Origin of the sequence: Chryseobacterium sp. R2ACT005 (assembly GCF_049949215.1) — a bacterium.
Classification (GTDB): Bacteria; Bacteroidota; Bacteroidia; order Flavobacteriales; family Weeksellaceae; genus Chryseobacterium.
Genome location: NZ_CP188192.1, coordinates 2831222 through 2843310, shown reverse-complemented (window position 1 = coordinate 2843310; position 12089 = coordinate 2831222). Strand labels below are relative to the sequence as shown.

At 36.8% G+C, this 12089-nt stretch carries 9 protein-coding genes; 8 read left to right on the top strand and 1 reads right to left on the bottom strand.

All coding sequences use genetic code 11. From position 1 onward, the window contains the following. Window positions 1-72 precede the first annotated feature (72 nt). From argB to argH, 3 genes are all read left to right on the top strand, one after another. The gene (gene argB, locus ACPF63_RS13045; protein ID WP_426480213.1) at window positions 73-867 is read left to right on the top strand and encodes an acetylglutamate kinase; all 795 of its coding nucleotides are present in this window, start codon (window positions 73-75) and stop codon (window positions 865-867) included. After that, window positions 842-1924, top strand: coding sequence for a M20 family metallo-hydrolase (locus tag ACPF63_RS13040; RefSeq protein WP_426480212.1), 1083 nt, complete (start codon window positions 842-844; stop codon window positions 1922-1924). Before argB ends, ACPF63_RS13040 begins: the two co-directional genes overlap by 26 nt. A 266-nt stretch (window positions 1925-2190) precedes the next feature. After that, entirely contained in the window at window positions 2191-3495 is a 1305-nt protein-coding gene (gene argH / locus ACPF63_RS13035) for an argininosuccinate lyase (RefSeq protein ID WP_426480211.1), read from the top strand. A gap of 318 nt (window positions 3496-3813) precedes the next feature. Here the strand turns inward: argH and ACPF63_RS13030 are convergent, their stop codons facing one another. Beyond that, a complete protein-coding gene (locus tag ACPF63_RS13030) occupies window positions 3814-4275 on the bottom strand; it encodes an Lrp/AsnC family transcriptional regulator (RefSeq protein WP_426480210.1) in 462 nt (153 codons plus the stop codon). Window positions 4276-4514: 239 nt separating this feature from the next. Between ACPF63_RS13030 and ACPF63_RS13025 the strand changes: the two genes are divergently transcribed. The 5 genes from ACPF63_RS13025 (at window position 4515) to ACPF63_RS13005 (ending at window position 12037) form a co-directional block, all read left to right on the top strand. Continuing rightward, window positions 4515-5405 (top strand): aspartate carbamoyltransferase catalytic subunit, encoded by an 891-nt coding sequence (locus ACPF63_RS13025; protein ID WP_317169709.1) that lies wholly within the window; start codon window positions 4515-4517, stop codon window positions 5403-5405. Window positions 5406-5581: 176 nt separating this feature from the next. Then, window positions 5582-6655: a carbamoyl phosphate synthase small subunit gene (locus ACPF63_RS13020; RefSeq protein ID WP_180565575.1), complete on the top strand. Its 1074-nt coding sequence runs from the start codon at window positions 5582-5584 to the stop codon at window positions 6653-6655. 167 nt (window positions 6656-6822) lie between these two features. Further along, the gene (gene carB / locus ACPF63_RS13015) at window positions 6823-10005 is read left to right on the top strand and encodes a carbamoyl-phosphate synthase large subunit (RefSeq protein WP_426480209.1); all 3183 of its coding nucleotides are present in this window, start codon (window positions 6823-6825) and stop codon (window positions 10003-10005) included. Window positions 10006-10205: 200 nt separating this feature from the next. Beyond that, window positions 10206-11399: a hypothetical protein gene (locus ACPF63_RS13010; RefSeq protein ID WP_426480208.1), complete on the top strand. Its 1194-nt coding sequence runs from the start codon at window positions 10206-10208 to the stop codon at window positions 11397-11399. Window positions 11400-11593: 194 nt separating this feature from the next. After that, on the top strand, window positions 11594-12037 hold the full coding sequence (locus ACPF63_RS13005; protein WP_426480207.1) for a hypothetical protein: 444 nt from the start codon (window positions 11594-11596) through the stop codon (window positions 12035-12037). Window positions 12038-12089 lie beyond the last annotated feature (52 nt).

The following is a 12089-nucleotide window of genomic DNA, read 5'->3' as shown; positions in this document are numbered from 1 at the left end:
TGATCCTTGTCAAGGTTTTAAACCTTGACAAGGATCAAGGATAGAAAAGTAAGGATCTCAAAAAGTTTACAAATGAAAGAAAAGTTATACATCATAAAAATTGGCGGAGCTTTAATTGATGATGAAGAGTTGTTAACCCAATTCTTAGAACAATTTTCTGAAATTCAGGAAAAGAAGATCCTTGTTCATGGCGGAGGAAAGTTGGCTACAACATTAGCAGATAAACTGGGTGTTGAACAGAAAATGATCAACGGAAGAAGGATTACGGATAAAGAAACACTGGATATTGTAACCATGGTGTATGCAGGGGGAATCAATAAAAATATTGTTGAAAAGCTGCAGCAGAAAAAATGCAATGCCATAGGATTCTCCGGAGCAGATGGGAATCTGATCAAAGCCAAAAAAAGAGAAGATCCTGAGATAGATTTCGGATTTGTGGGAGATATCAATAAGAAAAGCGTGAATAAAAAACTGGTTTCAAAATTAATGAAACTGAATCTTGTTCCTGTATTTTCAGCGATTACCCACGATAGAAAAGGAAATCTCTTCAATACCAATGCAGATACCATTGCTTCTGTAATAGCGCAGGCTCTTTCGGAGAAATATGAAGTTGAACTGTTGTATTGTTTTGATAAAGAAGGTGTTTTAGAAAATGTGAACGATCCCGAATCAGTGATCAAAAGTGTTACTGAAGAAGATTTTACCACACTGAAAGAAGAAGGAAAACTTCATAAAGGGATTTTACCCAAACTTGAAAATGCTCTCGGAGCCATAAAAAATAATGTAGATAAAGTGTTTCTGATTAAAGAAACAGAACTGAAAAACCATATAGAAAATCATCATGCGGGAACTGAAATCTGTTTATAATAAAGAAGAGCTATTGAATAATGCGGTCGGATTGCTTAAAAATTTGATTGAGATTCCTTCATTCAGTAAAGAAGAATTCAATACCTCAGTAGAAATTGAGAACTTTTTCGCAAAACATCAGATTCCTGCGAAGCGTTTTAAAAATAACATCTGGGCAGTGAATAAACACTTTGATGTGTTTAAACCTTCCGTTTTACTGAATACGCATCATGATACCGTAAAACCTAATAAAGCTTACACGCTGGATCCCTTTGTTCCTGTTGAAAAAGACGGGAAACTGTTTGGATTGGGAAGCAATGATGCCGGAGCTTCTCTGGTTTCTATGGCGCAGGTTTTTTTACACTTTTATGATAAAGAAGATTTAAAATATAATTTAGTTATTGCTTTGACGGCAGAGGAGGAGATTTCAGGATTTGATGGAATTGAAGCACTGTTTCAGCAGCTACCCAACGTAGAACTCGCCATTGTAGGAGAACCCACGCAGATGAATCTGGCGATTGCAGAAAAAGGACTTCTTGTGATTGATGGAGAAATGAAAGGGACTCCTTCTCATGCCGCTCATCCTAATCATGATAACTCGATTATAAAATGTATGCAGGATCTCCAGAATATTTTAGCCTTTGAATTTCCAAAGGTTTCAGAATACCTGGGAGAGGTTAAAGTTACTTTATCAGGTATTCATGCGGGAGTACAGCACAATGTCGTTCCGGAGTCCTGTAATTTCACACTGGATGTGAGAGTGACAGACGAATATTCCAATCAGGAAGCATTTGAAATTATCCAGTCTCAGATGAAATCTACTTTGACTGCAAGATCATTCAGACTGAATTCTTCAAAAATTGAAATGGATCATCCGTTTGTAAAAGCAGGAATTGAGATTGGCAGGACAACGTACGGTTCGCCCACCTCTTCAGATCAGGCGATTATTCCATGTACATCCGTAAAAATGGGACCTGGAGACAGTAGGCGCTCTCATACTGCAGATGAATTTATCTATATCCATGAAATAGAAGAAGGAATAGAAATCTACATCAGAATTTTAGAAAAAGTGTTATAAAGAAAGAATGGAAGAATGAAGCGGGAAGATGGAAGTGGTTATAGTTTGTAATTCACTTCCAGTCTCCAGTTTCAGGTTTCCAGCTCAATATATGTTTTGACTCTGTCCGGCAGGCACATTAGAAGTTTAGTTTTTAATAAGATTTATGCAAAAAGAAAATTAAAAATGACAGCTTCACAAGGAAATGTTTTTTTATAGTTAATAGTAATAAGGATTGCCTTGCCGGGCATGTCAAAATCAATCAGTATTTTAAATCAAATTATATCATGAAAAAAATATGGCAGAAGGATGACCTTGCCACCAATATATTAGTCAATAATTTTACCGTTGGGAAAGATCTTGACTTTGACGAGCGTTTGGCCAAATATGATGTCAAAGGTTCTATGGCACATTGCAAAATGTTAGCAGAAACCGGGATTATTTCCCAGGAAGAATCAGAGCAGATGTTATCTGTTTTAAATAGTATTTTACATAAAATTGAAGACGGTAGTTTTGAAATTGATAAAGATGCTGAGGATATCCATTCTCAGATAGAAGCTATTCTCATTGAAGAATTAGGAGATACGGGAAAGAAAATCCATACCGCAAGATCAAGAAATGATCAGGTTTTGCTGGATATCAAGCTGTATTTATTAGATGAAATCCGTGAGATAACAGCTCTTACCGACGAGTTTTTTCAGATTTTAATTCAACTGGCGGATCAGCATAAAAAAGTGTTGCTTCCGGGATATACCCATTTGCAGATTGCAATGCCTTCCTCATTCGGATTGTGGTTTGGTGCTTATGCTGAAGCACTTTTGGATGATGTGGAAATGCTGTTTTCAGTGAAGAATATCATTAATAAAAATCCGTTGGGATCAGCTGCCGGCTATGGTTCATCTTTTCCGATCAACCGTGAAAGTACGACCTATAATTTAGGATTCCAGTCCATGAATTATAATTCTGTGTATGCTCAGATGACCCGTGGAAAGTCGGAAAAAATGCTGGCAATGTCAATGGCAACTTTAGCGGGAACGCTTGGGAAGTTTGCGTATGATGTATGTCTGTATTTGAACCAAAATTTTAATTTCATCAGCTTCCCAAAAGAATTTACCACAGGAAGCAGTATTATGCCTCATAAAAAGAATCCGGATATCTTTGAGCTGGTTCGTGCACGATGCAACAGAATTCAGTCACTTCCGAATGAACTTATTTTATTGACCAATAATCTGCCTTCAGGATATCACAGAGATGTACAGCTTACGAAAGAAATTCTTTTCCCTGCGATAGATTCTTTAAAGGAATGTCTGGAAATCCTAAGCTATACTTTACCGAATATTCAGGTAAAAGACGGAATTCTGGAAGATGAGAAATACAAATATCTTTTCAGCGTAGAAAAGATCAATGAAGAGGTGAAAAACGGAAGCTCATTCCGTGATGCTTATGTGAAAGTAGGGCAGGAGATTGAAAGCAATGCATTTGAGTTTGAACCTGGAAACCTTGAACATACCCATCAGGGAAGTATCGGAAATCTTTGTCTGGATAAAATAGAATATCAGTTCAATAAACTGAAAAATAAATTATTGGGTTAGAATCTAAGCCATTAAGGTCAATAAAAACTTAAGCAAAAATCAGTAGAATTTCTAAATTATTTTAGCCTGCTGCCTTTTCGTTGTGAAAGCCTTAATCTTTAAATCTTATCTGCTTAAGTGATCTTAATGGCTTAATTGTAATCCTGCTCTTTGAATTTGATGATTGATTGTAACTGAACTATTAAGGAAGATGAAAACTTTAAGGTAAGGTAAGAAAATCCGGAATTTTTTAGCCGCATAGTTTTAAAATTCGCATGCGAATTCTTTAATTATTCTTCACCTCTTAAAAGTGCTTAATGGTTTAAAAATAAAAGGGATTTATTCCAGGTCAATTTTAAACTTGGTAGATTTTTTTACCTCGTGAAGTACAATAGAACTATGGTATTGTCCGATGTTAGGAATGTTTGAAATGACATTAACGGCAAATTCATTATACGAATTAATGTCTTTGGCTATAATTTTCAGCATATAGTCATACTCTCCGGAAAGACTGATGATTTCCTGTACTTCATCATATTTTCGGATATGCTCCTCAAAGGTTTCCAATACTTTCTTGGATTGTTCCTTGAGACGGACATTACAGTAGACTACAATATTTAATCCCAGTTTTTCACGGTTTAAAAGTCCTACATATTTCTGAATGATCCCCTGCTTCTCCAATTGTTTGATTCGCTCATACGTAGGAGTAAAGGTAAGACCAATTTTTTCGGAAATTTCCTTAACCGATAATGTAGAGTCTTCCTGAATAATGCTGAGAATCATTTTGTCTTTTAAATCCATAAAATAAATTGAGTTGTAACAAAAATATTAATTTAAAATGAGAATAAGGAAATACTGAGGTTTTTAATTTATTTTAAACTTTGTTTTTGTAGGTTCATAAAATTGTTGTATCTTTGCACCTAATGAATAAAAAAGCATTTATATCATTAGATTTACCGGGCGAAAGCGCCCTTTACGATATTTATTGTTATTAGCGAAGATTGTTGTCTTCGCTTTTTTTATGCCCAAAAATAAGAATTATGTTTACGATTACAGAACTAAGCACCGAGAGAATCAACAGTATACTGACAGAAGCGATGGCTTTTGCGAACGGTAAAACTGCTAAAATTGAAGGAGAAGTTTTTTGCTCAAACCTTTTCTTCGAAGACAGTACAAGAACGAAAACAAGTTTTGATCTTGCAGAAAGAAAACTGGGACTTCAGGTAGTTCCGTTTGATGCATCACACAGTTCGGTAAACAAAGGAGAAAGCCTTTATGACACAGTAAAGACCATTGAAAGTATAGGAGTAAACCTTGTGGTGATCCGCGATAAGAAAGACAGATACTTCGAAGAACTGAAAAATATTAAGATTCCTGTGATCAACGGTGGAGACGGAACAGGAAACCATCCTTCACAGTGTATGCTGGATCTGATGACCATCTATCAGGAATTCGGAAAGTTTGAAGGATTAAAAGTAGGAATTGTAGGTGATGTAAAACACAGCCGTGTTGCCAATTCAAATGCGGAAGCTTTAAGAAGATTAGGCGCTAAAGTATACTTCTCAGGACCTGAACAGTGGTTTGACGAAGGAGCTTTAATCAACGGAACTTATATGTCAGTAGATGAACTGATCGGCGAAGTGGATGTTTTAATGCTATTAAGAATCCAGCATGAAAGACACGATGCTGCCATGAGTTTCACCGCTTCAGAATATCATAAAAGATATGGTCTGACGAAAGAAAGAGAGAAGGCGATGAAAAAAGAAGCAATCATCATGCACCCGGCGCCTATCAACAGGGGAGTGGAAATAGATTCAGACCTCGTAGAATGCGAAAGATCAAGAATCTTTAAACAAATGGAAAACGGTGTCTTCGCCAGGATGGCCATTTTGAAAGAAGCATTGGAAGAAAAAGGGTTTACCTTTAAATAAGAGCAAAGGTAAAAGAACCAAGTTAAAAATAGAAAAGATAGTGAGCCCCGTAGGGGTGGCCTGTTAATAGCAATGGGTGAAGCCCATAGAAAACAAAAGGATAATGATAATCCTAGCCCTGTAAGGACGACCTGTTAATGACATATAAATAAAATAATAAGAGATAAAAGTTTAAAATGAAGAAAAAATTAATACTGGAGTCCGGTGAAGTGTTTCATGGAGAAGGTTTCGGAGCAGAATTGGAAACTGCAGGGGAAGTAGTTTTCAATACCGGAATGACAGGATATCAGGAATTGATTTCTGACCCGTCGTATTGCGGTCAGATAGTTTGTATGACCTATCCGCTTATCGGAAATTATGGTATTAACCGTGATGATTATGAAAGTATTGAGCCGGCAATTAAAGGACTTATCGTAAAAGAACTTTGCGATCTTCCTTCCAATTTCCGTACTCAGATTACTTTAGATGAATTATTTAAAAAGAAAAACCTTTCAGGAATTTCAGGAATTGATACAAGAAGACTGACAAGAATTCTTCGTAACTATGGAGTTGTAAAAGGAAAAATCGTAAATGCTGATGCTGATGAAGCTGCTGTAGCTTCTGAATTGAAATCAACAAATTTCCCAACCAATCAGGTAGAAGAGGTTTCAACAAAAACACCTTATGCTAACCCGAACAGAGGTTTCAAAGTAGTGTTGGTAGACTTCGGTGCAAAACTGGGGATTATCAGAGAGCTGTCTCAAAGAAACTGTGATATCATTGTAGTTTCTCAGGATACAACAGCAGAAGAAATCTTATTGATGGATCCGGACGGAATCATGCTTTCAAACGGTCCTGGTGACCCGGAAGATGTACCACATGCTTTAGATATGATCAGAGGATTATTAGGAAAAGTTCCCATCTTCGGAATCTGTTTAGGACACCAATTGATCGGCCTTGCTTGTGGAGCGAAAACTTTCAAACTGAAATTCGGACACAGAGGAGGAAACCACCCGGTATTGGATTTAGAGAAAAATACAGTAGCCATTACTTCTCAAAACCATGGATATGCGGTAGATCAGGAAAGCTTAAAAGGAACAGACCTTATCGAAACGCACATCGCTTTGAATGACAGAACAAATGAAGGATTAAAACATAAAATCCACCCTTGTTTCTCAGTTCAGTATCACCCTGAAGCAAGCCCGGGCCCTGAAGATGCAAACTACCTGTTTGATGAGTTCATTCAAATGATGGAGGACTTTAAAAAATAATACGGCTTTCTGTCATTCAGAACGAAGCAATAGCGGAGTGAAGAATCTCAACAAAGTATGTTTAGATTCCTGCGGAATGACAAAGTGTGTTAATTCAATCTAAATAAAGCATTATGCTAAAAGTCTAAGATCTATGTATCTAACTTCTAGTATCTAAAAAAAGAAAAATGGCAAAACGTACAGATATAAAAACAATTTTAGTAATCGGTTCAGGACCTATCATCATTGGTCAGGCAGCTGAATTTGATTACGCAGGAACGCAGGCTTGCCTGTCTTTGAAAGAAGAAGGCTATAAGGTGATTTTGATCAACTCGAATCCTGCAACAATCATGACAGATGTGGAAATCGCTGATAAAGTATATATCGAACCGATTTCATTACAGTTTGTAAGCCACATCATCAGAAAAGAACGTCCGGATGCATTATTACCAACATTGGGAGGTCAGACAGGTCTGAATATGGCGGTAGAACTGGAAAAATCAGGAATTCTTGAAGAATGCAAAGTGGAAGTATTGGGTACTACACTTTCTGCAATCAACAGAGCAGAAGACAGAGACCTTTTCCGTGAGTTGATGAGAGAATTGAATGAGCCGGTTCCGGAATCTGATATCGTTAATACGGTAGAAGGAGCACTTGCTTTCGCAGACGAAATCGGGTATCCTGTAATTGTTCGCCCTGCCTTTACAATGGGAGGAACAGGAGGAGGTATTGCTTCCAATGAGGTAGAATTGAAAGAAATTGCCGAATTAGGATTAAAGCATAGTCCGGTTACACAATGTTTGATTGAAAAATCAATCGCTGGTTTCAAAGAAATAGAATACGAAGTAATGCGTGATGCAAACGACAACGCCATTGTGGTTTGTAACATGGAAAATATTGACCCGGTAGGAGTTCACACAGGAGATTCTATCGTAGTAGCACCTTCTCAGACCCTTTCAGACAGAGAGTATCAGTTACTGAGAAATGCTTCATTAAAAATCATCAGAGCGTTAGGAATTGAAGGAGGATGTAACGTACAGTTAGCTTTAGATCCGGATTCATTCGAATATTATATCATCGAGGTAAACCCAAGAGTTTCCCGCTCATCAGCTTTAGCAAGTAAAGCAACAGGATACCCGATTGCAAAGATCGCAGCAAAAATTGCAGTAGGATTAACGCTGGATGAAATCATGAACCCGGTAACTGGAAAAACATACGCATGTTTTGAGCCGGCACTGGATTATGTGGTAACCAAATTCCCAAGATTCCCATTCGATAAATTTGAAACTGCAGACAGAAGACTTTCTACTCAGATGAAAGCAACTGGTGAAGTAATGGCGATCGGAAGAAACCTTGAAGAATCTTTACAGAAAGCGATCCGTTCATTAGAAACAGGAATCAAGCATTTAGGATTAAAAACAAAACAAGCGGAAGCACTTACTGCAGAGGAAATTGAAAGAAGAATCAGAGTATGTGATGATGAGAGATTATTCATCATCGGAGATGCTTTAAGAAGAGGATACGACTGGGAACAGATTGTAGAATGGAGTAAAATTGATAAATTCTTCATCTGGAAACTGAAAAAGCTGGTTGACTTCGAAAAAGTAATCGCTGCCAATAAATTTGATAAAGAAACATTAATTGAAGCTAAGAAATTAGGTTTTGCAGATATCAATATCGCGGTTCTTTGGGATGTAAAAGAACGTGAGGTTTTCAATTTCAGAAAAGAAAACGGAATAATGCCGGTTTACAAAATGGTGGACACCTGTGCTGCTGAGTTTGAAAGTGAAACACCTTATTTCTACGGAACTTACGAAGAAGAGAATGAAAGTGTTGTTTCAGACAAAGAAAAGATTATCGTACTAGGTTCCGGACCTATCAGAATCGGACAGGGAGTTGAGTTTGATTACGCTACGGTTCACTCAGTATGGGCAATCAAAGAAATGGGGTATGAAGCAATCATCATCAACAACAACCCTGAAACAGTTTCCACAGATTTCTCTATTTCGGATAAACTATACTTCGAGCCCCTTACAGAAGAAGATGTGATGAACATCATCGAGCTTGAAAAACCTAAAGGAGTAGTGGTACAGTTCGGAGGACAGACTGCCATCAATCTTGCTGATAAATTGGCTTCTCACGGAGTACAGATCCTGGGAACTTCCCTGGAAGATCTTGACAGAGCTGAAAACAGAGATAAATTTGAAAAAGCACTTCAGGAACTTGGAATTCCTCAGCCAAAAGGAAGAACCTCTACCTCAAAAGAAGAAGCTATAGAAATTGCTAACGAGATCGGCTATCCGGTATTGGTACGTCCAAGCTACGTTCTTGGAGGTAGAGCAATGGAAATTGTATACGCAGAAGCAGAACTGGCTCACTATATGGAGAACGCTGTAGAGGCGAGCCCTGAGCACCCTGTTTTGGTTGACAAGTACATGGTAGGAAAGGAGATTGAAGTAGATGCCATCTGTGACGGTGAAACAGTAGTGATCCCGGGAATTATGGAACATATCGAAAGAGCGGGAGTTCACTCCGGAGACTCTATTGCGGTATATCCACCACAGAATATCTCTCAGAGCGAAATCGATACTTTGGTAGATTATACAGAAAGGCTGGCAAAAGGATTAAAGGTGATCGGATTAATGAATATCCAATACGTTCTTTTTGAAGGAAATGTATATGTAATCGAAGTAAATCCTCGTTCTTCAAGAACAGTTCCTTTCTTATCTAAAATCACAGAGGTTCCAATGGCTAACCTTGCAACAAAGGCAATCTTAGGACAAAAACTGAAAGATTTAGGATACAAAAACGGATTGGTTCCAAACAAAGAAGGCGTATTTGTAAAAGTACCGGTATTTTCTTTCTCTAAACTAACGAAAGTTGACATCTCTTTAGGCCCTGAAATGAAGTCTACAGGAGAGGTTATGGGGAAAGATACAACCCTTGAAAAAGCACTGTACAAAGGATTGGTAGCAGCAGGAAGAAAAGTTCCTATGCACGGTTCTATCCTTTTCACAGTAGCAGATAAGCACAAAGATGAGGCAGCAGCTCTTGCAGCAAGATTCCATGAAGTAGGATTCAGAATCTGGGCTACAGAAGGTACTGCAAAATTCTTCGGAGAAAAAGGAATTCCTTGCAAAATAGGATACAAAATAGGAGAAGAAAGTGTAAACCTTATCGATCTTATTCAGAAAGGAAAAGTTCAGTATGTTGTGAATACCACTACAAAAGGTAAGCAGGCAGAAAGAGACGGATTCCAGATCAGAAGAATGAGCGTAGAAAATGGTGTTCCTTGTTTAACTTCAATGGATACTGTAGAAGCAATCTTAAAAGTAATCGAAAGCATGAGCTTCAAAATGGAGACGATGTAATTTCGAGTAAAAATACATACCATATACCCCGCAAGAAAACTTGCGGGGTTTTTTGTGTCCTTAATATAAATACCACAAAAGGGTAATTGACGCATGATTCCGTATAAAGTACTTTTGATGAGTCATAACAAATGACACTTTGACAATACAATTCTTGTTATATATCAAAATTTAGTAACTAACCTCAAAAAACAATACAAATGGAACCCATTCAATGTGCAAAACTTTTGGAAGGTGGAATTTATACTACCCTGAATGTCGTAAAAACAGGTGATTTTCTTTACGACCTGAAGAAATATTATGAATCTGAAAAATTCAAAGAAGATTTTAAAGCTCGAAAATTTTCATTTGGCTTTGAAGCAATTGATCCTACATCTATGGTGAAGAATGTCTTAAATTTTGGCGCTTCCGATGATGAAATTAATAGTTTTCAAGAGAAAATTAAATCACTGGAAACGATTATGGTTTCACAATCATTTTTTGATTCATTTAGTTTGCATACACCAAACAAAGATATAATTGAAGGATATCTGAAATGTTTAGAAGTTCAAAATAATAAAAAAGGATTATCAACAGTAGTGCAGGAGGGAGATGAAGGGATAACCATTTATATTTTTTATAACAAAATATCAAGTACGGATCCAAGTCCTGTAGTTGAAGACTATAAAATAACCAATGGAATAGAAATAAGTAAAAGCTTTCATAAAGGAGGTATTCTTGACGATGATAATTCAATTACTTTTAAAAGAAGCGATCCGTCAAAAGATATTTTCTTTTTCTTAGACACAGATAAAGGACCTGTAAACTGTTTATTAAATGGACTTCCTAATGGTTTTAACAAGGATTTTCCCGTAGGTACAGTACTTTGCTCATATTTAAATTGGGTAGAATTTCAGGAAGTAACCAAAAATAATTTGTCAAACCCTGATAAGAACTGGAATAGCAAATATTCAAAATGGGCACCTTGTGACGGAAGAATAATTGATAGTACCTGTGGATTGGCACGTGCTTCACAAAATTTGACGAATGTTCCGGATTTGAGAGGTGTTTTCCTGCGCGGAAATAATGTCTTTGATTCAAATGAAGCTGGAAATGGCATTCCGGGAGTTTCTTCACATCAAAAAGACCCTTCTGATAATAGGCTGCGGGGTAGTATCCAACAGGATGATTTTAAGGAACATAATCATCAAATTGTACAGCAAAGTTTCGGTGGTGTAGTTGCAACACCTCTAGCCGTTTCAGGAAATACATCTGGAGCTGATGGAGATCTTGATGGCTCACAAACCGTTAGTGGTTATGACAAAGCTGCAGTTCCTTTAATTATTGCCATTACCGGAGGAAAAGAAACCCGTCCCAAAAATATGGCTGTCAATTATTATATAAGAATAAATTAACAGGCTTGAGGTATATTTTATGGCCAGATAAAAATAATACAGACTCATTGAATGTGATAAAGCCTGTACCTTAAAATTGAAACAATGTAAAATAAAAAATCCCGCAAGTTTTCTTGTGGGATTTTTTTATCTGAAAAGCTCATCAATTAAAGTAATCTGATTATTTTTACGAAAACCATCTAAAATTCAAGACAATGAGTGTAAAGTCAATGATTATAGGATTCTTAAGTTTTATTTTCGTAACGGTACTTTCAGGATGTTCCTGGTTGACTGATTTTTATATTCAGAATCTGACCGGGACCAAAAAAATAATAAAGATCAATTATAGTTATCCGATCTCAAAAGCAATTGATAATGAATCCGGCAGCTTTGCATTTCATTATGAGAATGGAATACTGTCACCACGGTCTTTTTATAAAATCAAAAATCCAAAGTCTCTTGAAAAAATAGAAGTGAGAGATTCTTCCATTGTTCTTGAGCTTTATCCCAATTCAACAACAAAAATTTACAAAAGCCATAATGGAAGTTGGAGATATATGATTAAAAGTGTTGAGATTGATGGAGCAATATTTTATCCTGCAGAATTGAAAGATAAAATTAAGTTTATCCGTAATGATTATGTTTACAAAATTGAATAAAGAAAAAAGTAAGATTATGGTAGTTCAGAAGAATAGGATGGTATTATGAGCA

Coding starts and splice junctions, on each gene's coding strand:
- argB (WP_426480213.1), top strand. CDS start 73: ATGAAAGAAAAGTTATACATCATAAAAATTGGCGGAGCTTTAATTGAT.
- ACPF63_RS13040 (WP_426480212.1), top strand. CDS start 842: ATGCGGGAACTGAAATCTGTTTATAATAAAGAAGAGCTATTGAATAAT.
- argH (WP_426480211.1), top strand. CDS start 2,191: ATGAAAAAAATATGGCAGAAGGATGACCTTGCCACCAATATATTAGTC.
- ACPF63_RS13030 (WP_426480210.1), bottom strand. CDS start 4,275: ATGGATTTAAAAGACAAAATGATTCTCAGCATTATTCAGGAAGACTCT.
- ACPF63_RS13025 (WP_317169709.1), top strand. CDS start 4,515: ATGTTTACGATTACAGAACTAAGCACCGAGAGAATCAACAGTATACTG.
- ACPF63_RS13020 (WP_180565575.1), top strand. CDS start 5,582: ATGAAGAAAAAATTAATACTGGAGTCCGGTGAAGTGTTTCATGGAGAA.
- carB (WP_426480209.1), top strand. CDS start 6,823: ATGGCAAAACGTACAGATATAAAAACAATTTTAGTAATCGGTTCAGGA.
- ACPF63_RS13010 (WP_426480208.1), top strand. CDS start 10,206: ATGGAACCCATTCAATGTGCAAAACTTTTGGAAGGTGGAATTTATACT.
- ACPF63_RS13005 (WP_426480207.1), top strand. CDS start 11,594: ATGAGTGTAAAGTCAATGATTATAGGATTCTTAAGTTTTATTTTCGTA.